Source organism: Poseidonibacter lekithochrous (assembly GCF_018861145.1).
Classification (GTDB): Bacteria; Campylobacterota; Campylobacteria; order Campylobacterales; family Arcobacteraceae; genus Poseidonibacter; species Poseidonibacter lekithochrous_A.
This window is the reverse complement of the sequence record NZ_JAHKQT010000013.1, coordinates 16,475-41,678: the sequence shown is the minus strand read 5'-3', so window position 1 is coordinate 41,678 and position 25,204 is coordinate 16,475. Positions and strand designations below refer to the sequence as shown.

Below are 25,204 nucleotides of genomic sequence, written 5' to 3'. Positions count from 1 at the left end.
GAAAAAAGATGGAACTATTTTTTAAACTAGAAGCAGGATACTTAGGAATTGGTTTATTCGCATTAGTAATCACTTTAATTGTAACAAGTAGATCTTTTATGAGTAAAGGTTCAGTAAAAAGAGGATTGATTTTTATGGGTCCTGCTATTGCTATATTTATAGGAATGCACTTTTATGTTACAAGTGATAGGATGAATAATGTAGAAAATGCATTTAAACAGGGAGATAAAGTTATCTGTGAAAGTAGAATGATTAGAAAAGTTGCACAAAGTGTAACGATTGAAAAATCTAATGAATGGACGCTAGAAAACCATATGTTCAGCTCTCCTAACTATTCTAGAAAGTTCTTCTCTGCTAGATGTATAAAATATATCCCTATCGTTTTAGAAACTAAAAAATAATCAAAATTATTATAATTAGTTTAATTTAATTAAATTAATTGTAATAATATCTGCAATTAAATAGAAGAAAAGAAGACATTTTAAGTAATTTATTTAATATTGTTTAAAAAATATACAAATTATGCTATGCAATTGCTACTTAATAATTTTATACTACTTGTGTTAGTTTATTTATAGCTTAATATAAATAAGAAAATTAAAATCAATTAAAAAACATAAGGATAGAAAATGAAATTATTAAAAACTGCCTCATTATCAGTTGCTGCTTTAGCGTTAGCTTCAAGTTTTGCATCTGCAGATACACTAGAAAATGTTAAAAAGAACGGTACACTAAGTTGTGGTGTTTCAACTGGTATTGCTGGATTCTCAGCTACTGATTCTAGTGGAGCTTGGAAAGGTTTAGATGTTGATATGTGTAAAGCTGTTGCATCTGCTGTATTTGGTGACGCATCAAAAGTTAAATATGTTCCATTAACTGCTAAAGAAAGATTTACAGCACTTCAAAGTGGTGAAATTGATATGTTAGCTAGATCAACAACTTGGACAAATACTAGAGATACTTCTTTAGGTTTAAACTTTGCTGGTGTTAACTACTATGATGGTCAAGGTTTCTTAGTTTCTAAAAGTATCGGTGTTAAATCTGCTTTAGAATTAGATGGAGCAACTGTTTGTATTCAAGCAGGAACTACTACTGAGCTAAACTTAACTGATTATTTCAAAGCTAATAAAATGACTTATAAACCAATTACTTATGATACATCTGGTCAAACTATTGAAGGATTTAAATCAGGTCGTTGTGATGTTGTAACTTCTGATGCTTCTCAACTATATGGTTTAGTATTAAAAGTAAAAGATCCTTCATCTGTTGAAGTATTACCTCAAATTATCTCTAAAGAACCATTAGGTCCTGTTGTAAGACAAGGTGATGATAAATGGTTTAATATTGTTAAATGGTCTCATATTGCTATGTTAAATGCTGAAGAATTTGGTATTACACAAGCAAATGTTGATTCAATGTTAAAATCTAAAAACCCTGGAATTAAAAGAATCTTAGGTGAGTCTGGTGAGTCTGGTAAAAACTTAGGTTTAGATGCTAAATGGGCATACAATATTATTAAAAATGTTGGAAACTATGGTGAGTCATTTGAGAAGAACGTTGGAAAAGATTCACCACTTAAAATTTCAAGAGGTTTAAATAAACTTTGGAATGATGGTGGACTTCAATATGGTGCACCTATTAGATAATAGATCACAAAGATATTAATTATTTAGTAGCGAGGGGGAAATTTAATTCCCCCTTTTTTAATGACAAGGCAAAAAAATGAATAAACACAAAAGGGCCAAACAGCCACAGGTTGCTTTTTATAACAACCCTGATAATAGAGCTATTATCTATCAGATAGTAGCATTAGTACTAATATTTCTTTTAACATATTTTGTTATAAATAATATGTTTATAAATATTGAAAAGCGTGGGATTAATACAGGATTCGATTTTTTAGGTTCAGAAGCTGGATTCGGAATACTTCAATCATTAATCGAATATGATGAATCAGATACACATGGAAAAGTTTTCATTGTTGGATTATTAAATACTATACTAGTTTCGGTAATTGGTATTATATTTGCAACAATAATAGGACTTTTAGTTGGTATTGGTAGATTATCAAAAAACTTTATGGTTGCTAAATTATCTCTTATTTATGTAGAGACATTTAGAAATATTCCAATTTTATTACAAATTCTGTTCTGGTATAATGTTGTATTAGCCTCACTACCAAGTCCAAGACAAAGTATCTCTTTCTTTGATTCAATCTTCTTTAATAATCGTGGTTTATATATACCAAGACCAATTCTAGAAAGTGGGTTTACAGCTGTAATTATTGCATTTATTATTGCAATTGCTTCAGTTATTTACCTTTCAAAATGGGCAAATAAAAAACAAGAAGAAACAGGAAAAGTGTTTCCAACTTTTTGGGTTTCACTAGCTATATTAATTGCTGCTCCTCTTCTTGTATTCTTAGTAAGTGGAAGCCCAGCAACTTTAGAAGTAGCTGAACTTAAAGGTTTTAACTTTAAAGGTGGATGGACTTTAATTCCTGAATTACTTGCACTTGCATTTGCTCTTAGTATCTATACAGCTACTTATATAGCAGAAGCAGTTCGAGCAGGTATTGAAGCAGTTCCAAAAGGTCAAAAAGAAGCAGCTAGTGCATTAGGACTAAAAGATTCAGTAATTTTAAAGAAAGTAGTTTTACCACAAGCTTTAAGAGTTATTATTCCACCTGTGATTAATCAATATCTTAACTTAGTAAAAAACTCATCACTTGCAACTGCAATTGGTTATCCTGAGCTTGTAACAATATTCTCAGGAACATCTTTAAATCAGGTTGGACAAGCTATTGAAATTATTTTAATGACCATGGCCGTTTATTTAACATTGAGTATATTAATTTCTATTTTAATGAATTATATAAACTCTAGAATGCAAATAAAGGAGAGATAAGATGGCAACTTATGAAACACTAAAAGCAAGACCAGCTCCTTTAGGTACAAAAGGTATAATTCACTGGGTAAAAGAGAATTTATTCTCTTCAATACTTAGTTCTATATTAACAATAGTATCTTTTTATCTTTTATATGTAACGATTCCACCTTTATTAGATTGGATGATTTTTGATGCTACTTGGAGTGGTACAAAAGAAGAGATTACAAAAGAAGGTGCTAGATGGATTTTCATTTTTGAAAAATTCAATCAATTTATTTATGGTTTCTATCCAGAAGAACTTTATTGGAGACCAAACTTAGCATTATTTATTTTTGTTGCATACGTAATTGCATTTAAAAAAATTCATAGCATAAAAGTAAAAGCATTTATCATTATTTCTTTCCCTATTATCACTTATATTCTTGTAGCAGGTGGTTTTGGATTAGAAGTTGTTGAAACAGAAAAATGGGGAGGATTACTTCTTACTATTATTGTGGCTTCAGTTGGTATTATTGCATCTTTCCCAATTGGTATTTTATTCGCCCTTGGTCGACAATCTAATATGCCAATTATTAAAACACTTAGTGTAATTTATATTGAGTTTATTAGAGGAGTTCCACTAATTACTTTATTATTTATGTCTTCTGTAATTTTACCTTTATTCTTCCCTGAGGGAATGGATTTTGATAAATTACTTCGAGCATTAATTGGTATTACATTATTCCAAGCTGCTTATATTGCAGAAGTTGTGCGTGGTGGATTACAAGCTATTCCAAAAGGTCAATATGAAGCAGCAGATGCTTTAGGATTAACTTATTGGAAAGCTATGGGATTAATTATACTTCCACAAGCACTTAAAATTTCAATACCAAATATTGTTGGGTCATTTATTTCTTTATTTAAAGATACAACACTTATTTTAATTATTGGGTTATTTGATATTTTAGCAATGGTAACACTAACAAACAGTGATACTAACTGGCTTGGTTTTGAAACAGAAGGTTATGTATTTGTAACGATGATTTATTGGGTTATTTGTTTTAGTATGTCTAGATATGCTAAATCAATTGAAGATAAATTTAATACAGATCACAAATAGTAGATAAGAATAGGAAAAAATTATGAGTGAATTAGAACATATGATAGAAATGAACGAAGTTAACAAATGGTATGGAGATTTTCATGTACTTAAAAATGTTAACTTAAAAGTTAAAAAAGGTGAGAGAGTTGTAATTTGTGGACCTTCTGGTTCAGGAAAGTCTACTACTATTAGATGTATTAATAGACTTGAGCCTTTTCAAGAAGGACAAATTATTGTTAATGGATTAGAATTAACGGAAGATGTAAAAAGAATTAGAGAAGTGCGAACTCATGTTGGAATGGTATTTCAACACTTTAATCTTTTCCCTCATCTTTCAATTTTGGAAAATCTAATTTTAGCACCTACTTGGGTTGGTAAAAAACCAAGAAAAGAAGCTATTAAAACTGCAATGCATTATTTAGAAAGAGTTAAAATTGCAGACCAAGCAGATAAGTATCCTAACCAACTATCTGGGGGTCAACAACAACGTGTGGCTATTGCTAGATGTTTATGTTCAGATCCAGATATTATGCTATTTGATGAACCAACAGCAGCTTTAGACCCTGAAATGATTGGAGAAGTTCTAGATGTTATGACAGAACTTGCAGATGATGGGATTACTATGGTTTGTGTTACACATGAAATGGGATTTGCAAAAAAAGTTGCAGATAGAGTAATTTTTATGGATCAAGGTCAAATAGTTGAAGAAAATACTCCTCATGAATTCTTTGACAATCCTCAATCTGATAGATTAAAAATGTTCTTAGAACAAATTTTAGACCACTAAAAATAAAACAAACACAATATTAATATGAATACTCTAATAAGAGTATTCATATCTAACTTTTTATCTAAAACTTTTAAATACTTTATATTAAGGGTATCAAATGACTATACTTAATCTTTTTAAAATAGGAATTGGACCATCAAGTTCTCATACAGTAGGACCCATGATAATTACTAAAAACTTCACTACTTTAATAAAAGAGCAAAATTACTTTCCAAAAATCACGAGAATTAAAATAGAACTCTTTGGATCATTAGGTTCAACAGGAATTGGGCATCAAAGTGATATTGCTGTTTTATTAGGATTAATAGGAGAGCATCCTAAAACTATAGATACTAATAAAATAGAAGAATTGATTAATGATATAAAAAATACATCAACAATCAAACTATTAAATGAAAAAACTATTAAATTTTCAATAAAAAATGATTTAATATTACATCAAAGGAAATCACTTCCTTTTCATCCAAATGGAATAAAAATAGCTATTTATGACTCAAAAGAAGAGTTGTTTTCTAAAATATATTATTCTATTGGTGGTGGAGAAGTTGTAAGTGATGATGAAATTAATAAGAGCAATACCTTAGAAAATGATGAAATAGTTTTACCTTACAATTTTTCTAATGCAAAAGAATTATTAAACCTATGTCAAGAAAACAAACTTACGATTGCTCAATTAATTTTAGAAAATGAAAAAGCTTATAGAAGTGAAAAAGAAACTAAAGAGTCTCTTTTGGATATATGGAAAGTAATGCAAACTTGCGTAAATAATGGATTAAATAGTGATGGTATACTTCCAGGAGGACTTAATGTACCTAAAAGAGCTTATAAAATATATCAAAAATTAAAAGATAAAAGAACAATAGATCCATTAGCTTTTGTTGATTGGATTAATCTATATGCCTTAGCAGTAAATGAAGAAAATGCTTCAGGGAAAAGAGTAGTAACAGCTCCCACAAATGGAGCAGCAGGAATAATCCCTGCTGTATTACATTATATTATTGATTTTTTATTAAGTAAAGAAGATAAGGAAAAAGTAATTATAGATTTTTTACTAACAGCAGGTGCTATTGGTCTTTTATATCAAAGAAATGCATCTATTTCAGGTGCTGATGTAGGATGTCAAGGAGAAGTAGGAGTTGCTTGTTCAATGGCAGCAGGAGCAATGGCTGAGTTTTTAGGTGGAACAATTAAACAAATAGAAAATGCAGCGGAAATTGCAATGGAACATAATTTAGGACTTACTTGTGATCCAATAGGAGGTCTTGTACAGATACCTTGTATTGAAAGAAATGCAATGGCCTCCATGAAAGCTGTAAATGCAGCAAGAATGGCTCTAAATGGCAATGGCATACATTATGTTTCACTAGATTCAGTTATTAAAACTATGTATCAAACAGGGAAAGATATGCAAAATAAATATAAAGAAACATCAAAAGGTGGCTTAGCTGTTCATTATGTTGAATGTTAAGTTACAAATAAAAAGGATATTTTATGACAAAGAATACAATAAATAAGAAATTCTCTGTTTTAATAGGAATTACAATTCTAATTTTAATGACTATTTTTACAACTTTTATAATTTCAAATATAAATAAAAATCTAATAAAAGAACTAGAATCTAATCTACAATTACAAGTACAGAACTATTATCAAACTGCTGAAATATATAATGACTCTTTAGAAGTTAATTCATTAATTCTTATGAATGTTTTTGAAAAATCTTTTTTAAATTTAAGAAAAAAAGGTACGCAAACAACTAAAATTAATGGAGTAGAAACATTAACATTATATGATGGGTTTTCAAGATTAAATAAAAATTTTGATCCTGTTGATCATTTTACTGAATTAACGGGTGCAGTATCTGCAATATATGTAAAAGATAAAAATGAATATATAAGAATTACTTCATCTTTAAGAAATGAAAAAAAAGAAAGAATTCTTCTAGATAAAATAGATAAGAATACTCAAAATTATAAAAATATTGAGAAGAAAGAAAAATTTATAGGATTAGAAAGAATTGAAGGAAAAGACTATATGTCGGTTTATTCTCCTATTATTAAAAATGATGAAATTATTGGTGCTTTATATATTGGATATGATTTTACTAAAGGACTAGAAACTTTAAAAGACAAGTTAAAAGAAGTTGTTATTGGAGAAACTGGATATATTTATATTTTAGATGAAGAAGGTAAGTTATTACTGCATAAAACACTTGAAGGTAAAAATATATCAGATTTAAAAGATGAGAATAATAAATCTTTTATCAAAAATATTTTAAAAAAGAGAAATGGTGTTATTCATTATGAATATAAAGATAAAGATAAAAGTGCAACAAAAGTTGTTGCCTTTGCAAACTATGAAAAATGGAATTGGATTATTGTTGCAGGTTCATATCAAGATGAATTTCTAGAAATATCTACTCAAGTACAAAAAGTATTTATTATTGCTACTATTATTTTAACACTTATATTATTAAGTGTTATCTTTATTTTAATAAATAAAGTAATCTCAAATCCAATAGAAAAATTCCAAGATGGTCTTCTTGACTTTTTCTCATATTTAAATAAATCAAAAGATAATGTAGAAAAAATTAGAGTTACAAGCAATGATGAAATTGGTAGAATGGCCAATATTGTCAATGAAAATATTGAAGATATTAAAAAACATATAACAGAAGACAATAAGTTAATTTCAAATGTAAAAGATGTTGTTAGTGAGGTAAGTTCTGGTCATTTAGAAAAAAGAATTCAACTATCTTGTAGTACAGAGGCATTAAATGAGTTAAAAGATTTAATAAATAAAATGCTAGAAAATTTAGAAAGTTTTGTAGGAAAAGATATAAATATTTTAAGTGATGTCCTAGCTAGTTACGCAAAAAGAGATTTTACAAAAAAATTAGATTCAAATACTTGCGGTAAAATTGGAAATGAAATTTTAGTTATGAATAACATGATTACTCAAATGTTAATCGATAATCAAACTGATGGTATACAACTAGAAGAGAGTTCAACAAAACTATCACAAAATGTAAATACTTTAAACCAGAATGCAAATAACCAAGCTGCTTCTTTAGAAGAAATAGCTGCATCAATAACTGAAATATCAGATAATATAAACCAAACGAGTCAAAAAACACAAGAAATGTTTATAGTATCTTCAAATACAAAAAACTCTTCACAAGAAGGTAAAAACTTAGCAAACAAAACTGTTATATCAATGGATGAAATTAATGAAAAAGTACAAACAATTAATGAAGCTATTTCCGTAATTGACCAAATTGCATTTCAAACAAATATTTTATCATTAAATGCAGCAGTTGAAGCAGCAACAGCTGGAGAAGCTGGAAAAGGTTTTGCAGTTGTTGCACAAGAAGTAAGAAATCTTGCAGCAAGAAGTGCTGAAGCTGCACAAGAGATAAAAAATTTAGTTGAATCCGCAACAATGCAGACCAAAGAAGGTAAAGAAATCAGTTCTAAAATGATTTCTGGGTTTGAAGAATTAGAAGATAAAATAAATGAGACAAATAAACTTATAACTGATGTAACTAATGCAGCAAAAGAACAAACACAAGGTATGAACTTAATTAGTGATAATATTAATGGATTAGATAGATTTACTCAAGAAAATGCAGAAATTGCAAATAAAACAAACTCTATTTCAATGAATACAAATAAGATTGCTCAAGGTGTAGTTGAAAGTGTAAATAAAAATAACTTTGAAGGGAAGAGAAGTCTATAAGACTTTCTCTTCTATAAAATAACTAAAAAAACTAATACTGTACTCTTTTTGAAGTATCATATACCATTTCATAATAATTATTACTATTGAATTCAAACTCTTGAATTACATCAAGACCTAACTTTCTTTTATGAGCTTCATATGATCTTTCATTGATCTTATTTACAAATGTTACAAGAATTGGATATTTTTTTGACATAGATTCTAGTGCAAAATCAAAAAGTTTTTCAAGAAGTCCACTTCCTCTTACACTTTTATCAATACAAACAGGTCCATATTGGTATGAGTTATCTATACTTAAAGTCTGTCCTAAATAGTTTAACTTTGGTAAATCTTTTATCATATGAACAAACATTGGCCATTTAGACCAAAACTGCCAGGAAGCTGACATAACATATCCTAAAACAATATCATCTTCAACAGCTATGAATATCCCCCGCTCTTGCTCTATAATATCTTTTAATTCCTCATAAGAGAATCCAGTTGTAACAAATCCGTCTTTTTTATCTTCTTCTTTTATTGTTGCTAGTTGGTATTTTGCATGTAATTTTAATATATTGTCTATATCTTTTAATTGGGCTATTTTTAATTGCATATCTTTCTCCATAAAGTAATAAGAGAAGTATACATCTATATTCATTACATTAACTAGTTGCTAACCAAATTCCAATTACCATCATTAAAGTACCAGCTACTTTATTTACTAATCTAACATTTGAACTATTTTGTAATAATTTACGTAATGTTTTACCACCTGTTGCATAGATAACTAAACATGCAAACTCTAAGATTAAAATCATAAATATTAAAACTATTAGTTGTGAAGTCATTGGTAAACTATCATCTATAAAAGGAGGAAGAAGAGCTATAAAGAATGCCCAACCTTTTGGATTTGCAATTGCTGTTACAAAACCTTGAATGGCCAAACTTTTTTTAGAAACATTATAATCACACTTTTCTAAATTTAATGCCATTTTTCCACGTGATAACCACATTTGAATTCCAAGATACATTAAATAAGCTCCACCAGCATATTTTAAAACTAAAAATATTGTTGGGTATTGAAGCATTATAGTTGCAACTCCAATAACTGAAGATGTGGCAACTAATCCAACACCTATTAGCTCACCATACATCATATAAAATGTTTTCTTTAAGCCAATACTCATTCCCATACTAAGTGAAAGTGTCATACACATTCCAGGTGTAATTGAAACAACAAAAAAAGTAGGTATAAAAACAGCAAGCAGTGCAAAATTTACAAAATCCAAAATAATCCTTTAAAAGAAAAGATTATATACAAAAGAGGATAAAAGTATTAATATATTAAAATCAAAGAACACTTTTGATAATCTAAAATATAATATTAAGTAAAAAAGGTAAGCTATGACAACAGAATTAAGCCTTGGAAAAAAAATAAAAAATTTAAGAATTCAAAAAGATATGAACGCAAAAGAATTAGCTCATATGGCAAAAATTTCTGTTGGAATGTTATCTCAACTTGAAAATGATTTAACCCAAGGTTCAGTTGAAACCTTACGAAAAATTGCTAAAGTTTTAGATACAACATTAGCAGAATTATTTAAAGAGGATGAAGAAAATCTAATTGTACATAATGAAGCAGAATATATAGTAAGAAAAATGAATAGAAAAAAAATATCTTTTCCAGACTCATCATATAATTGCGAATTATTAGTACCAGATTTACAAGGAGATATAGAATTTACTTTAGTAAGATTATCACCAAATCGGAATTGTGAAGAAGCTGTATCAAATACAAAAGGTGAACATTGTATATATGTACTAGATGGAGAAATAATAATTACTTTAAATAAAAATGAGCATATACTTCAAAAAAGAGATTCTATTAGATTTTCTCTTCAAATTCCACATAAAATTGAAAATAGGAGCCCTAAAAAGGCTTCTTATATTTCTGCAATAACTCCTATAACTATTTAATCAATCATCTCATAAGCTTCTTTAATATCACTAGATTTTTTTGAAGCTATTAAAAACATTGCAGCATTTAACTTTGCAAGTTTTTCAAAATCAGAACTTGGATTTTTTGTCATATTTAAAGAATCTTTTTTACTTATAATAGAAGTAGATTTTTTATACTTTATTCCGAAATATTCAGGATCTATTAAATGTTCGCTAATTTCACCATTGTTATTTAGCCAATATTTACACTTTGAGAAGATTTCAGGTGTACCTTCATTCCCTTTTACAATCACCAAATGGTCATAATTTTCACCAAATAATTCATTATATTTTACAACATATGGTTTATGAAAAGCTGCATTCACTGCGTATTTTGAGTTTCCTGGATTTAATAGTTTTTCTATTGTATTAAAAGCTGTTCTAAGACCTAAAATATTTCTGATTTTTGTAAGATTACTTAATTCTTTAAAATAATCTGCTCTATCGAAATAATGAATATTATCTTCAAATTCAATATTTTCATGTAATTGTTTTAAAGTTAAACCATTTTTTGCAGGTTGTAATTCATCACCACTTACAACTATATTTAAATCAAACTTTTTTAAATATTTTGCAACTAAAGGTAATATATATGGATTATCAGCTTTTCCATCAAAGGGATAACCTAATTCAATTGAATTTTCTATAGTTTTTCTTTTTATATATTTTTCACATACTTCAAATGAAGTTTTTAATTCAGCATTTGTTTCAAGTCTAACTCTCCAACCTAATAAAAATGCAGCAATTTGTTCTGAATGAACACTTTGATTAAGAATGCATTCCATTGCATCTTCCATTTCATTTTTTGTTAACTCTCTATTTGATTTGGGTCCAGTTCCAACTGCCCTAATATATTCATGAAAAGCCATTTTATTTCCTTAGATTATTTATCATTAAATATTATCTTAAATATTTTTCCTCTTACATGATATAAATCAAGTTAAATAATTTATTTAATTAAAAAAATATATTTAATTTTATTTTCTAATAAACTATTATAACAACCAAAATATGGGACTTCTTTTAAATAGGATAATTTTTATCTTAATTAAAACTTAAATTACTTGACGTTAATCAACAGTAACTCTTTCTAAAATTGATATAATTTCAAGGTAAAACATTAACTTGATTAAAGGAGAAAATATGTCGCTATCAAGAAGAGATTTTCTAAAAAGCTCAGCAGCAGCATCAGCAGCAGCAGCAGTTGGTATGACTGTACCAGCAGAATTAGCTGCAAAAGCAAATGCAGCAGAAGGTGGATGGAGATGGGATAAGGCAGCTTGTCGTTTCTGTGGAACTGGATGTGGAATTATGCTTGCTACAAAAGCTGGTAAAATTGTTGCCGTAAAAGGTGATCCTGCAGCCCCTGTAAATAGAGGTCTTAACTGTATTAAGGGTTATTTTAATGCTAAAATTATGTATGGAGCTGATAGATTAAAGCAACCATTATTAAGAGTAGATTCAAAAGGTAACTTTGATAAAAAAGGTAACTTCGCACCTGTTTCTTGGGAAAGAGCTTTTGATGAGATGGAATTAAATATCAAAAAAGCACTTAAGCATTCAGGTCCAGAAGGTGTTGGTGTATTTGCATCAGGACAATATACTGTTATGGAAGGATACGCTGCTCAGAAAATGATGAAAGGTGGATTCAGATCAAATGCTTTTGATCCAAATGCTAGACACTGTATGGCATCTGCAGTTGTTGGTTTCTACCAAACTTTTGGAATTGATGAACCATCTGGATGTTATGATGATATCGAATTAACTGATACTATCGTAACTTGGGGTTCTAACATGGCAGAAATGCATCCTATTTTATGGTCAAGAGTTACTGATAGAAAATTATCAGATCCTAAAAATGTAAAAATTATCAACCTTTCTACATATAGACATAGAACTTCTGATATAGCTGATACTGAAATTATTTTCAAACCTAATTCAGATTTAGCATTATGGAATTATATTGCTAGAGAAATTGTTTATAATCATCCAGAATCAATTGATTGGGATTTTGTTAAAGAACATATCGTATTCGCAGCATCACCTGTTAATATGGGTTATGGAATGAGAAGATCTGATGAAAAATCAATTAAAGATGGTAAATATACTGATCTTGAAATGGAAACAATTTCAAAAGAAATGAAAAAAGTAGTTTCTAAAGATGAAGCCCCTGCACTTGCACCTTATGGTTATAAAGAAGGTGATGTAATGGTTAATAAAAATTCTGGTTTAAAACACTGGGAAATTTCATTTGAAGAGTATAAAAAATTCTTAGAGCCATATACAGCTGAATATACAACTCAAGTTTCAAAAGGTAATCCTGATGAATCAGATGCTGATTTTATGAAAAAAATCAAAGAAATGGCAAGTTTATATATTGAAAAAAATAGAAAAGTAGTATCTTTCTGGACTATGGGTATGAACCAACATACAAGAGGAACTTGGGTTAATACATTAGCATACAATGTTCACTTCTTATTGAATAAACAAGCTAAACCAGGTTCTGGTGCATTCTCATTAACAGGTCAACCATCTGCTTGTGGAACTGCAAGAGAAGTTGGAACATTCTGTCATAGATTACCAGCTGATATGATGGTAGCAAATCCTAAGCATAGAAAAATTACTGAAAATGCATGGAAAATTCCAAATGGAACACTAAATCCTATTGGAAATCAACACATCATGAAAATCCATAGAGATATTGAAGATGGTGTTATTAAATTTGCATGGGTAAATGTATGTAATCCTTACCAAGATACTGCATCAGCATCTCACTGGATTAAAGCAGCAAGAGAAATGGATAACTTTATTGTAACTTCTGATGGATACCCTGGTATTTCAGCAAAAGTTTCTGACCTTATCCTACCATCTGCAATGATTTATGAAAAATGGGGAGCTTATGGAAATGCAGAAAGAAGAACTCAACATTGGAGACAACAAGTATTGCCAGTAGGTGATGCAATGTCTGATACATGGCAATGGGTTGAACTTTCAAAAAGATTTACGGTTAAAGATTTATGGGGTGCATCAACTCTAAGAAACGGTAAAAAATTAGCAGACGTTACAGCTGAAGCTAAAAAAATGGGATACGATGAAAATACAACTATGTATGAAATCTTATTCGCAAATAAAAAAGCTAAATCTTACAAAATTGATTTAGAAGATCCAATTCAAGCTGGATATGACAATACTGATGCAATTGGTGATTCAAGAAATATTATTGGTTCTGATGGAAAAGTATTTAAAGGATATGGATTCTTTATTCAAAAATACTTATTTGAAGAGTATGCAGAATTCGGAAGAGGACATGCACATGATTTAGCTGACTTCGATACTTATCACAAAGTAAGAGGACTTAAATGGCCAGTTGTTGATGGTAAAGAAACTCAATGGAGATTTAATACTAAATACGATCCATATGCTAAAAAATATGGAAAACCTGGAACAGATTTTGCATTCTATGGAACACTTGCTAAAGCATTAGCTCAAGGTGATTTAAAAGGTATTACAGATAAAAATAAAAAATCTTTAAAAAACAAAGCTAAGATTTTTGCTCGTCCTTATATGGATGCACCTGAAATGCCAGATGAAAGATACCCAGTATGGTTAAGTACAGGTAGAGTTTTAGAACACTGGCACTCAGGTACTATGACGATGAGAGTTCCTGAACTTTATAGAGCAGTTCCTGAAGCCTTATGTTATATGCATCCTGAAGATGCTAAGAAATATGGTGTTAAACAAGGTGCTTTAGCATGGGTTGAATCAAGACGTGGAAAAGTTAAAGCAAGAGTTGAAACAAGAGGAAGAAATAGACCTTCAAAAGGTTTAGTATTTGTACCATGGTTTGATGAAAAAGTATTTATCAACAAAGTATGTGCTGATTATACTTGTCCACAATCGTTCCAAACTGACTTTAAAAAATGTGCAGTTAAAATTTATAAAGCGTAATTAAAGAAAGAGTCAAAAATGAATACTGGTAAAAAAAGTCATATAAGTGATAGAAGAAGATTTTTCCTAACTATTGCAAGAGCTACAGGTCTTGCAATTTTAGGAGGTCTAACTTGGAGTGCGTATGTTAGTGAAGTAACAGCTACTAAACTAATACTAAGACCTCCAGGTGCTCTTGAAGAAGAAGACTTTTTGCGTACATGTATAAAATGTGGTATGTGCGTAGAAGCATGTCCTTTTGATACACTAAAACTTGCAAAACCAGGTGATAATAAACCTCTTGGAACTCCATTTTTTGAGCCAAGAGATATTCCTTGTTATATGTGTCCTGATATTCCTTGTGTTCCTGTATGTCCTACAGATGCACTTGATATTTTCTCAGTACAAAATGATAAGAAAGAGTTAGATATAAACAAAGCAGACATGGGTGTCGCAGTTATTGATGATAATAGTTGTATTGCTTTTTGGGGAATTCAATGTGATGCTTGTTATAGAGCTTGTCCTTTATTAGGAGAAGCAATTAGCATTGAATACACTAAGAATGAAAGAACAGGTAAACATGCATTTTTAAAACCAGTTGTACATGCAGACGTATGTACTGGCTGTGGAATGTGTGAAAAAGCTTGTGTAACTGATAAAGCAGCAATCTTCGTACTTCCACGAGAAATAGCAGAAGGTAAAGCCGGTGATTATTATATCAAGGGCTGGGACAAAAATGATGAAAAAAGACTTGAAAACGCAACAAATGAAAAAACAAGAACTGAAATTAGTAAAGATTCTGCATTAGATTCTTTAAATAGTTCAATGGAGGATTTATACTAATGAAAACATTATTAGATAAATATAGATTCTTAATAGCTAGAAGAATCTCACAGGTTTTAATTATGGTTCTATATGTAATAGCAAATGTATATGGAATAAATTTTCTTACAGGAAATTTATCTTCATCACTATTAGCAGGAATTATTCCTCTTAGTGATCCATATGCTGTATTACAAATGTTTGCAGCTGGTGCAGTGATATCAATTGATATTATAATAGGTGCTTTAATCATCACAATTTTTTATATGACTATTGGTGGTCGTGCTTTTTGTTCTTGGGTTTGTCCTGTAAATATAATTACAGATTTAGCAAACTATTTACGAAGAAAATTTGGTTTTAATCAAATTCAAAAAAAACAACCTGCTTCTAGAAATATAAGATATTGGGTAATTGCTATAAGTTTAGTTATCTCTTTTGCAATGGGAATTACAGCATTTGAGTTTATTTCACCTATCTCTATGGTTCATAGAGGGATTATATTTGGCCTAGGTTTTGGATGGGCAGCAATACTAGTAATATTTCTTTTTGATTTATTTGTTTTAAAAAATGGCTGGTGTGGTCATATCTGTCCTCTTGGTGGAGCGTATTCACTAATAGGTAAATTTAGTTTAATTAGAGTTCATCACAATGCACCTAATTGTACAGCGTGCATGAAATGTAAAGAAGTTTGTCCGGAAAGCCATGTTTTACATATGGTTACAAAAACTTCTATTCCTGTTTTAGATGGGGAATGTACAAATTGTGGAAGATGCATAGAAGTGTGTGATGATGATGCTCTTAATTTTTCAATTAAGAATTTAAAAAAAGGAAAAGATAATGAAGTTAGGTAAATTAGCTTTAACAATCGCAACTACAGCGACGATATTAGTTATTGGATGTACTGCGAATAAAACGGTTAGTGAAGAGTCTCTAGGACTAAGAACTACTAATATATATACTGAGAAAGATACAACTGCTGATAAAACTGCATATGGAACAGATGTAGCAGGTACTTCTAAAAAGATTGAAAGAGCATTCCAAGATGCTCCACCTATGATACCTCATGATACGGAAGGAATGTTACCAATTACAATTGATAACAATCAATGTACAATGTGTCATGAACCAGCTGTTGCTGAATCAATGGGTGCAACACCAATTCCAAAGTCACACTTTATGGACTTTAGACCAAAACATAATTATGATGGGAAAATGTTTACAAAATCTATTGATAATATGAAAAATGAAGTTTCTGTAAAACCAATTTCTCAATTAGCCGGTTCTAGATTTAATTGTAGTCAATGTCATGCGCCTCAAACAACTGGTAAATTAGCAGTTGAAAATAATTTTGAAGCAGCTTACACAAAAGAAAATGGTGCATTTAAATCTAGTTGGGATGAAGTAATCCTAGATGATTTAGATACATTAAAAAAGTAGAAAACAATGCAAAGAAGAGAGCTTTTTAGCTCTCTTGCTTCTTCTTTTAAAAAAGATGAAAAGCAAGAGATAATTTTAAGACCACCTTATTTTAATGATGAATCAATTTTTTTGACAAACTGTATAGAGTGTGATGGAATATGTAGTACAGTTTGTGAAGAAAATATTATTATAATACAAGATGATAAAACACCAAAACTTGATTTTTCGATAAATGGATGTACTTATTGTGATGAGTGTGCAAATGCCTGTCCTAATGAAGTTTTAACAATAGAGAATAAAAAGAATATTAATGTTAGAATCCAAATAAATACAAAAGAGTGTTTAGCGTGGAATGATACAATGTGTTTTTCATGTAAAGATCCATGTTTTGATGATGCAATTGATTTTTTTGGAATGTTTAAACCAATAGTAAACGATAACTGTACTTCATGTGGATTTTGTATAAAAGTTTGCCCTACTCAGGCAATAAAAGTTATCTAAAAAAGGAAAAAGATGAAACTATTTAAAGCTATTTTATTTATAACTTTACTTTTAAATATATTAAATGCAAAAGAAATAAATCCATCTTTTACATATAAAGCAAGTGGAAGTGTTACTGATATTGTATTAAAAAATGATAAAATTTATGTAGCAACAGCAGCTTCAAAAGTGGATATTTTTGATATTAAAACTCATGAACTGCTTGAATCTATTGCTATTCCAAGAATAAAAGATTTTATGGGTGATGAAATTGACTCTAAAATTTACAGTGTAGATATTTTAGAAAATATGATTTTAATACTTTCTCAAGGAAGTAAAGGTGGACGGGCAATTCATATATATAAAGATTCAAAACTTACTGAAATAATCTCTGCAAAAGAAAGAATGTTTATAGCACGTGCAAAATTTCTTGATAAAAAAAGAATACTCTTTTCTTTATTATCAAATGAATTATATTTATATGATTTAGAAAATAAAAAAAAGATTCTTCAAACTCAAATATCACAATCTAAGTTTTCATACTTTGCATTAAGTGAAGATAAAAAACGTATTGTAATTGCTGATGAAAGTGGTATATTACAAATGCTTGATACTAATAGTTTAAAAGTATTAGAAGTATTTAAAAAGCAAAATCTTGATAATGTATTTCAGGTTGATTTTAAAAATGATATTATTTTAACTGCAGGACAAGATAGACGTGCTGCTGTTTTTTCAATAAGTAAAAAAAGTGCTTATCATAAAGATGCAAGTTTTTTAATTTATAGTGCAGGATTAAGCCCAAGTGGTGAACTTGCTGGAATTGCTAGTAATGAAGATAATGAAGTAAGTATTTTTAATACAAAAACAAGAGAAGAATTATCATTATTAAAAGGAAATAGAACTACATTAACAAATATAATATTTATTAATGAAAAAGAAGTCTTAGTTTCTAGTGATGATGAGAGAATAAACTATTATAAAATTAATTAAAAATTTAATTAAAACTAAAGGATTATAAATGAACGTTTCAAGTATCGTAGTATCAACATTACCAAAGTATTTAGATGAAGTAGTAGAATCATTAAAAAATTGTGATGTTTGTGATTATCATATGCATGATGAAATAGGTCGAATTATTATAACCATCGAAGGTGCTGGAGTTGAAGAAGAATTAAAAAAACTAAAAGTTATCGAAGGTATTCCTCATGTAGCTGCGGCTGAAATGCAAATGGCTTACAGTGAAGATGAGTTAAGTGCTCATATGGAAGTTTTAGATAATGCAGACCTTGTTCCAAAGGCTTTAAATGACCATGATATGGATCCTAAGGATATTGTTTATAATGGAGATTTAAAGAAAAAAGATTTAGAAGGTTTTGCAAGAACATTTGATAATACAGGAAAGTAATTATGGAATATAACTCAAGTAATTTTTTATTAGAAACAATAGTACCAAAAGAGGAACTAATTGTTTCAAGAACAGATCTAAAAGGGAATATTACTTATGTAAATGACACTTTTGCCCATATTTCTGGTTATGCACCAAACGAGCTTATTGGAAAACCACATAATATTGTAAGACATCCGGATATGCCAAGAGCTGTATTTAGTGACTTATGGAAAGAATTGGAGACAAAAGGCAAATGGTCGGGTTATGTAAAGAATTTACGTAAAGATCAAGGTTATTATTGGGTTTATGCTGAGATTTCAGAAGTACATAAAGATGGGAAATTAGTAGAATATAAATCTATTAGAAGCCCAATGAGCTTTGAAAAGAAAGTTGAATACCAAGTTAAATATGATCAATTAAAACTAACATCAGGTGAATTAGTTCGTCATGTAAACTATACAGAATATAAAAAACAGTAAAGATTCAAGCTTTAATTTACATAACAACAAAAAATACACAAATATATAGTAAAGTTATAATTATGAAAAAAATATATATAAGTATAACTTTACTAGTACTCACATTAACAAACTTAAATGCTTACTCTTCACAAATAAAAACTGCACATGCAATTGGTATCTTTCATCAAAATGGAAATGGTGAAAATATACAGCACTTACGAAAAACAAAAGATGATTATAATGGTACATGTTTCTCAAAAATAGTAGTATTTGGAAGACTAAATAATATCATGCCAGACGTAAAAATAGGTAATTCAAAAGGTAACTTTATAAAATCAATACCTATTTATAATAAGCAAAAAATAAAGATTGCACAAGAAATGACTTTTAAGCATTATAAAGTGACAAAAGGTTATATGGAAGTAAGGGTTAATAATAAATTATATGATTCTAAAGTCTTCATAAAATAGAAGTATTATTGATTTATATCATTAATATAACTTTTCATTCCTAGTATACTTACACCATAATAAGAAGCTTTACCTCTTCCCCTCCTTTTAAAATAAAAAGTCAATATAAGATTTTTCATGGTAAAGTTTCTATTATATTTTTATGAAAATATCAGAAAAAATATTTTAATTTACAAATTTTGAAAAAAAAACATAACGTAGCATTAAAATAGCATTTTTTATGATATACTTTCAGCAATAGAAGTTTTATCTATTATCTCTCCTTAGTAAAAGAATTACGTAGCTGTAAAATTTTTTTCAGGATAAGACTTCTTTTAATTACTCATTATTGTAAAAAATCAAAGTTTTTATAATGTCAAAATGATTTTTATTTTTGAATATATTTGAATATTTTTTATATAAATAAAATCAGAGTGTGCGAACAAAAAAAAGGATAAGTTAAATAACTTATCCTTTTTTTTTAGCTAAAATCTTTTAATTACTTGATTTCACTAAATCTAATAAAAAATTATAAGATAGGTTAATTGATGCAAACTTATCATTATCTGTACCATCATAAACATCAGGGTGATATTTCTTAGCCATTAATCTATATTGTTTTTTTATCTCATTTCTAGTTAATTGCTTCTCATCTATATTTGCTTCAAATAAATTTTCTACATGTTTTTTAACTATATCTTTTGATGAATAATTACCTTCACCAAATTGCTTTTTAAACTCTTCTTGTTCTTTTTGTTTATTAATTTGATTTATAATAAAAACATAAAGTCCATAGTTTATAAAGAATATCGCAATAAACGATAAGGAGAATAAAAATGATACAAATACCCAATTCACAATAAATAGAACTAATGATACTTTTTTAATTAAAGTTATTATTCTTGATTGTAATGGTTTTATTTTTAGCATTTCAGGATTAAAATATCTAATAATAACAACAAACTGAAGAAATAACAGAACATAAAGTAAAGGGTTAAGAGAATATTCTTTTATATGAATATTTAATAAGGATATATATAGAAAAGAAAAAGAAGTAACAATAAAAATAGAATGGAATTTATTAGCAAGAGCATCCATGATTTTATGTGCAACTCTATTTTTTCTAACAAATATTTTTTTGATTAGTAACAGTATTACAGCTAGAAATATTTTCAGTATTTTTTTTATCATATTCTCAATCTTTTATTTTAGAAATTAGCTCAAAAGAGCTAATTTACTTACATATATTTTTTAAGTACTTCTGGAATTCTTACGCTTCCATCTTCATTTTGATAGTTTTCCATAATTGCAACAAGAGTTCTTCCAACTGCAAGTGATGAACCATTTAATGTATGAGTTAATACATTTTTCTTCCCATCTTTATATCTAATTTTTGCACGTCTAGATTGGAACTCTTTTGTATTTGAAATTGAAGAGATTTCTCTATATTTATTTTGACCAGGTAACCAAACTTCTAAGTCAATTGTTGTTGACGCAGAAAAACCTAAATCCCCAGTACATAATTGCATTTTTTGGTGAGCTAATCCTAATGAAGTTAATAAATCACTTGCACAATTTACCATTTTTTCGAATACTTCTTCACTTTGTTCAGGTTTAGTAATAGCAACCATTTCAACTTTATCAAATTGATGTTGTCTAATAAGTCCTCTAGTATCTCTTCCTGCACTTCCAGCTTCTTTTCTAAAACATGGAGTATACGAAGTAAGTAACATAGGAAGTTCTTCAGCAGGTATAATTTCATCATTTACAAGATTTGTTAATGAAACCTCAGCAGTAGGAATAAGATATAAATCTTCACCTTCTATTTTAAATAAATCATCTTCAAACTTTGGTAATTGACCTGTTCCTTGAAGTGTATTAGAGTTTGCCATAAAAGGAACATACCACTCTTCAAAACCTCTTTCTCTGTTGAAGTCAAGCATATAGTTAATAAGAGCTCTTTCCATTCTAGCACCTTCGCCTCTAAGAGCTGCAAATCTAGACTTAGCTATTTTTACACCTCGTTCAAAATCAATCCAACCATTTGTTAAATCCCAATGCTCTTTAGGAGTAAAAGAAAATTCTGGTTTTTCTCCAATAGTGTCTAAAATAACATTTTCATTCTCATCTGCACCATTAGGAACACAATCATCAGGAAGATTTGGAACACCAAGTGCTATTGAAGTAAGCTCTTCTTCTATAACTCTAACCTCATCTTCTAAAGTTTGTTTATTCGCTTTAAGAGCATTAATATTAGCTTGAAGAGGTGCTATATCTAAACCTTCTTTTTTATATCTTCCAAACTCTTTTGATAATTTATTCTGTTCAGCTGTAACATTTTCCATGTCTTGTCTTTTAAGCTTTGCATTTTCTGAGATAGATTTTAAGTTGTCTAAAATTTCTTGAGCCACACCTTTTCTTTTTAAAGCGCTAGCCATAGTATCAAAGTCTTTTTGTAGTAGTTTTATATCAATCATCTTTTCTCTTTGTATTTATATTTTTTGCATTATATCTAAAAATTGCTACAAAGAGATTAGATAGATGAGAAGATTATCCGTTCATTACCATTTTAATTAGTACTTCACCCTCAACATATTCTGTTTTAAATCTATGTTTCTCACAAAATTCTTCATTCATAACTGTACACATTTCATTTGCTTTTTCTAATGCAGCATCAATTGTTTCACATTCAGTAACTTGTTCAAAGTCTGAATTTCTAAAACAACCACATGCTCTTTCAACTCTTACTGTTGCCATAATATCTCCTTTAAATTTTCGCGAATTGTATCATAAACATATTTTAATTAACTTTTACTACTCTCTTATATGTTTTTTTATAAAGTTTTGTATAAGATATAAATAAAAAAGATTCCAAATGAAAAATAAAGTTTTACTTGTCTCACTTTTAATTTTAGCATTTATAATTGCTTCGTTTTATACAACAATCCAATTTATACAACCCGTACCTAAAAAAGAGTTCACAATAGCAACTGGCTCTAAAAATGGCCAATACTATAAAACAGCACTAATTTATAAAGAAATACTTGAAAAACAAAAAGTTAAAGTAAATATACTTACATCAAAAGGTTCAATTGATAATCTTCAATTAATAAAAGAGAAAAAAGCTGATGTAGCATTTATTCAAAATGGAATAGATTATGACCAAAAAGAAACACAAGTAAGTACTCTAGCTTCTACTTACTATGAACCTTTATGGATATTTTATAGAAATGAAAAATATACAATGGATTATATTGTTGAATTAACTTCAAAAAAAATATCAGTAGGACAAGAAGGAAGTGGTACAAATGACCTTGCATCAAAAATATTAAGTGATAATAAGATTGATAATACAAATTCAAGTATTTTAAACTATTCTACAGAAGAAAGTAAGGAAAAACTTTTAAAAGGAGAACTTGATGCTATTTTCTTAGTTAGCTCTCCTGACTCTGCTGTGATAAAAGAGTTATTAGAAAATCCTGATATAAATCTTTTTAGTTTAAAAAGAGCAAAAGCTTATAGCAGAAAATATAATTTCTTAGAACCAATTAAACTTTATGAAGGAACAATAAACTTATATAAAAATGTGCCTTCTGAGAATATTAACCTTTTAGCTACAACAGCTTTACTTGTTGCTAGAGATGATTTTTCAGAAGAGTTAACTAGATTAGTTTTAAAAAGTATTAAAGATATACATAATAAAAAAAATCTTTTTGAAGCAGAAAATCAATTTCCTAATCTGCATAATATAACAATTAAGACAAATGAAGAAGCTCAAAGATATTTTGACTATGGAGATACATGGTTAGAGAAAATCTTTCCTTATTGGATTGCTTCAAATCTTGATAGATTAAAGATTTTAATAATACCTTTAATCACACTCTTAATACCTTTAATTAAAGGTACTTTACCTCTTTACAAGTGGAGTGTTCGTTCAAAAATATATAGATGGTATGATGAACTTCAAGCACTTGATTTAGCTTTAGAAGGTCTAAAAATAGAAGAATTAAAAAGTAAACTTCTTGAAGTTGAAGAATTAAAAAAAGAGATTAAAGAAGAGACAAAAGTCCCACTTTCTTACATGGGTGAATATTATGATTTAATTATGCATTTAGAACTTATAATCTCAAAGTTACATAGTAAAATAAACAATAATTAATTTTAGCTACTTTTGCTATAATTACAAAAAAATTACAAGGAAATAAATTTTGAGAATTTTATCAGGTATTCAACCATCAGGAACTATTCATATTGGAAACTATTTTGGAATGGTTAAGAAGATGATTGAATCTCAAAATGATGGAGAGCTATTTGCATTTATCGCCTCTTATCATGCACTAACAACAGTAAAAGATAAAGCTTTATTAGAGCAAAATACTTTTGAAGCAGCAGTTAACTTTTTAGCACTAGGAATGGATCCAGAAAAATCAACATTTTGGGTACAACATCATGTAAAAGAAGTATTAGAGCTTTACTGGATTTTATCAAACCATACATCTATGGGATTACTTGAACGAGCTCACTCATATAAAGATAAAACATCAAGAGGAATTGGTGCAAATCACGGATTATTTTCTTATCCTGTATTAATGGCTGCAGATATTTTAATATTTGATTCTAATATCGTACCAGTTGGGAAAGATCAAATTCAACATGTTGAAATGGCAAGAGATATAGCAACTTCAATAAATCATTCTTATAAACAAGACCTATTTATATTGCCTCAAGCAAAAGTAGATGAAACAGTTGCTACAGTTCCAGGAACTGATGGAGCTAAAATGTCTAAGTCTTATGGAAATACAATTGATATGTTTAACACTAAAAAGAAAATCAAAAAACAAGTAATGGGAATTGTTACAGATTCAAAAGAACTTGATGATGTTAAACAATGGCAAGATAACAATATCTATAAAATATCTGAATTATTTATGAATGAAGATGAATTAAAAGATTTACAAAAAAGATTTGAAACACCAGGTGAAGGTTATGGACATTTTAAATTAACTTTATTTGATAAAATAAATGAGCACTTTGCACCATATGAAGAAAGAAGAGCACATCTTTTAGAAAATCCTAAAGAAGTACATGAGATATTAGCTTATGGAGCTTCTAAAGCTTCTAAAATTGCTAGTGAAAAAATGAGAATTATTAGAGATGCCGTAGGTTTAATATAATATTTGTTAAGAGTTTAAATACTCTTTCATCATAATTCCTAAAGTTACTCTATCTTTTATTTGTAACTTTTGGAATATAGTTGATATATGAGCCTTTATAGTTCTCTCTGTAATATCAAGCTCTTGAGCTATTTCTTTATTTGTAAATCCTTTTGAAACAAACTTTGAAACATCTAATTCTCTTTGACTTAAACCATCAATTTTATCATCATATTTCACTAATTTTGACAAAGTTGAATTTTCAATAATAAACTTCATTAAATCCGGATTTACCCAAACTTTGTCACTTTTGATAACTTTAATTGCTTCTTTTAAATTCATAGGTGTCATATAGTTATTACCATAACCTTTTACTCCCTGTTTTAAAAGTTTAAAACCATTGATATTATCTAATTTCGAACTTAAGCATAAAACTCTTCCTTTTAAAGCAAAAGACAAAAACTCATTTAAATTGTCATAATCAAAAAGAATAATATCCTCTTCTAAAAAATTGAAGTTTTCTATCTCTTTTTCAAAATAAATATTTGAAATTTTCGTATTATTTTCAATTGCTTTATTCCATTGATCATGCAATAGTCTATTTGGGGAAACGAAAACTATTCTCATT

Annotated in this window: 26 protein-coding genes; 19 read left to right on the top strand and 7 right to left on the bottom strand. The window is 28.6% G+C overall.

Annotated elements, in window-relative coordinates; translation table 11 throughout:
* Positions 1–8 precede the first annotated feature (8 nt).
* The 7 genes from KO488_RS05075 to KO488_RS05045 all read left to right on the top strand — a co-directional run bounded on the left by KO488_RS05075 (position 9) and on the right by KO488_RS05045 (position 8,498).
* Complete coding sequence (locus tag KO488_RS05075; protein WP_216057708.1) at positions 9–401, top strand: hypothetical protein; 393 nt, start codon at positions 9–11, stop codon at positions 399–401.
* A 228-nt stretch (positions 402–629) separates the two neighbouring features.
* Positions 630–1,646: an amino acid ABC transporter substrate-binding protein gene (locus KO488_RS05070; protein ID WP_216057707.1), complete on the top strand. Its 1,017-nt coding sequence runs from the start codon at positions 630–632 to the stop codon at positions 1,644–1,646.
* Between the two features lie 76 nt (positions 1,647–1,722).
* On the top strand, positions 1,723–2,907 hold the full coding sequence (locus KO488_RS05065) for an amino acid ABC transporter permease (protein ID WP_216057706.1): 1,185 nt from the start codon (positions 1,723–1,725) through the stop codon (positions 2,905–2,907).
* A 1-nt stretch (position 2,908) separates the two neighbouring features.
* Positions 2,909–3,988, top strand: coding sequence for an amino acid ABC transporter permease (locus tag KO488_RS05060; RefSeq protein WP_216057705.1), 1,080 nt, complete (start codon positions 2,909–2,911; stop codon positions 3,986–3,988).
* A gap of 40 nt (positions 3,989–4,028) precedes the next feature.
* Positions 4,029–4,757 carry an amino acid ABC transporter ATP-binding protein gene (locus tag KO488_RS05055; protein ID WP_216057803.1) on the top strand — a complete coding sequence of 243 codons (729 nt, stop codon included), beginning with the start codon at positions 4,029–4,031 and terminating at the stop codon, positions 4,755–4,757.
* Between the two features lie 100 nt (positions 4,758–4,857).
* Positions 4,858–6,228 carry an L-serine ammonia-lyase gene (locus tag KO488_RS05050; RefSeq protein WP_216057704.1) on the top strand — a complete coding sequence of 457 codons (1,371 nt, stop codon included), beginning with the start codon at positions 4,858–4,860 and terminating at the stop codon, positions 6,226–6,228.
* 23 nt (positions 6,229–6,251) lie between these two features.
* Positions 6,252–8,498 (top strand): methyl-accepting chemotaxis protein, encoded by a 2,247-nt coding sequence (locus KO488_RS05045; protein WP_216057703.1) that lies wholly within the window; start codon positions 6,252–6,254, stop codon positions 8,496–8,498.
* A 31-nt stretch (positions 8,499–8,529) separates the two neighbouring features.
* Here the strand turns inward: KO488_RS05045 and KO488_RS05040 are convergent, their stop codons facing one another.
* Both KO488_RS05040 and KO488_RS05035 read right to left on the bottom strand, forming a co-directional pair.
* Positions 8,530–9,093, bottom strand: coding sequence for a GNAT family acetyltransferase (locus KO488_RS05040; RefSeq protein WP_216057702.1), 564 nt, complete (start codon positions 9,091–9,093; stop codon positions 8,530–8,532).
* A gap of 49 nt (positions 9,094–9,142) precedes the next feature.
* Entirely contained in the window at positions 9,143–9,769 is a 627-nt protein-coding gene (locus KO488_RS05035) for a LysE family translocator (RefSeq protein WP_228319017.1), read from the bottom strand.
* 115 nt (positions 9,770–9,884) lie between these two features.
* Between KO488_RS05035 and KO488_RS05030 the strand changes: the two genes are divergently transcribed.
* Positions 9,885–10,457, top strand: coding sequence for a helix-turn-helix domain-containing protein (locus tag KO488_RS05030; protein WP_216057701.1), 573 nt, complete (start codon positions 9,885–9,887; stop codon positions 10,455–10,457).
* On the opposite strand, the gene KO488_RS05025 is transcribed toward KO488_RS05030, so the two are convergent.
* The gene (locus KO488_RS05025) at positions 10,454–11,347 is read right to left on the bottom strand and encodes a glycosyl transferase (protein ID WP_216057700.1); all 894 of its coding nucleotides are present in this window, start codon (positions 11,345–11,347) and stop codon (positions 10,454–10,456) included. The two genes, KO488_RS05030 and KO488_RS05025, sit on opposite strands and share 4 nt — an antisense overlap.
* Positions 11,348–11,621: 274 nt before the next feature.
* On the opposite strand from KO488_RS05025, the gene napA reads away from it, so the two are divergent.
* The 9 genes from napA (at position 11,622) to KO488_RS04980 (ending at position 19,444) form a co-directional block, all read left to right on the top strand.
* Positions 11,622–14,426, top strand: coding sequence for a nitrate reductase catalytic subunit NapA (napA, locus tag KO488_RS05020; protein WP_216057699.1), 2,805 nt, complete (start codon positions 11,622–11,624; stop codon positions 14,424–14,426).
* Between the two features lie 18 nt (positions 14,427–14,444).
* On the top strand, positions 14,445–15,248 hold the full coding sequence (gene napG, locus KO488_RS05015; RefSeq protein WP_216057698.1) for a ferredoxin-type protein NapG: 804 nt from the start codon (positions 14,445–14,447) through the stop codon (positions 15,246–15,248).
* Complete coding sequence (napH, locus tag KO488_RS05010; protein WP_216057697.1) at positions 15,248–16,078, top strand: quinol dehydrogenase ferredoxin subunit NapH; 831 nt, start codon at positions 15,248–15,250, stop codon at positions 16,076–16,078. The genes napG and napH overlap by 1 nt, the downstream gene beginning before the upstream one ends.
* On the top strand, positions 16,065–16,664 hold the full coding sequence (locus KO488_RS05005) for a nitrate reductase cytochrome c-type subunit (RefSeq protein ID WP_216057696.1): 600 nt from the start codon (positions 16,065–16,067) through the stop codon (positions 16,662–16,664). The genes napH and KO488_RS05005 overlap by 14 nt, the downstream gene beginning before the upstream one ends.
* A gap of 6 nt (positions 16,665–16,670) precedes the next feature.
* Positions 16,671–17,147 carry a ferredoxin-type protein NapF gene (locus KO488_RS05000; protein WP_216057695.1) on the top strand — a complete coding sequence of 159 codons (477 nt, stop codon included), beginning with the start codon at positions 16,671–16,673 and terminating at the stop codon, positions 17,145–17,147.
* 12 nt (positions 17,148–17,159) lie between these two features.
* Positions 17,160–18,116, top strand: coding sequence for a WD40 repeat domain-containing protein (locus KO488_RS04995; RefSeq protein ID WP_216057694.1), 957 nt, complete (start codon positions 17,160–17,162; stop codon positions 18,114–18,116).
* A gap of 28 nt (positions 18,117–18,144) precedes the next feature.
* Complete coding sequence (locus tag KO488_RS04990; protein ID WP_216057693.1) at positions 18,145–18,531, top strand: chaperone NapD; 387 nt, start codon at positions 18,145–18,147, stop codon at positions 18,529–18,531.
* Positions 18,532–18,533: 2 nt separating this feature from the next.
* Positions 18,534–18,992 (top strand): PAS domain-containing protein, encoded by a 459-nt coding sequence (locus KO488_RS04985; protein ID WP_216057692.1) that lies wholly within the window; start codon positions 18,534–18,536, stop codon positions 18,990–18,992.
* A gap of 62 nt (positions 18,993–19,054) precedes the next feature.
* Positions 19,055–19,444: a hypothetical protein gene (locus tag KO488_RS04980; protein ID WP_216057691.1), complete on the top strand. Its 390-nt coding sequence runs from the start codon at positions 19,055–19,057 to the stop codon at positions 19,442–19,444.
* 474 nt (positions 19,445–19,918) lie between these two features.
* Here KO488_RS04980 and KO488_RS04975 read toward each other — a convergent pair whose 3' ends face one another.
* The 3 genes from KO488_RS04975 to KO488_RS04965 form a co-directional block, all read right to left on the bottom strand.
* Positions 19,919–20,614, bottom strand: a complete 696-nt coding sequence (locus tag KO488_RS04975) for a J domain-containing protein (RefSeq protein WP_216057690.1) — start codon at positions 20,612–20,614, stop codon at positions 19,919–19,921.
* Positions 20,615–20,661: 47 nt separating this feature from the next.
* Positions 20,662–21,900 (bottom strand): serine--tRNA ligase, encoded by a 1,239-nt coding sequence (serS, locus tag KO488_RS04970; protein ID WP_216057689.1) that lies wholly within the window; start codon positions 21,898–21,900, stop codon positions 20,662–20,664.
* 73 nt (positions 21,901–21,973) lie between these two features.
* Positions 21,974–22,180, bottom strand: a complete 207-nt coding sequence (locus tag KO488_RS04965; RefSeq protein ID WP_216057688.1) for a hypothetical protein — start codon at positions 22,178–22,180, stop codon at positions 21,974–21,976.
* 118 nt (positions 22,181–22,298) lie between these two features.
* On the opposite strand from KO488_RS04965, the gene KO488_RS04960 reads away from it, so the two are divergent.
* A complete protein-coding gene (locus tag KO488_RS04960) occupies positions 22,299–23,582 on the top strand; it encodes a TAXI family TRAP transporter solute-binding subunit (protein ID WP_216057687.1) in 1,284 nt (427 codons plus the stop codon).
* A gap of 49 nt (positions 23,583–23,631) precedes the next feature.
* Positions 23,632–24,597, top strand: coding sequence for a tryptophan--tRNA ligase (gene trpS / locus KO488_RS04955; protein WP_216057686.1), 966 nt, complete (start codon positions 23,632–23,634; stop codon positions 24,595–24,597).
* A 6-nt stretch (positions 24,598–24,603) separates the two neighbouring features.
* Here trpS and KO488_RS04950 read toward each other — a convergent pair whose 3' ends face one another.
* On the bottom strand, positions 24,604–25,203 hold the full coding sequence (locus tag KO488_RS04950) for a response regulator transcription factor (protein ID WP_216057685.1): 600 nt from the start codon (positions 25,201–25,203) through the stop codon (positions 24,604–24,606).
* Between the last annotated feature and the right edge of the window lies 1 nt (position 25,204).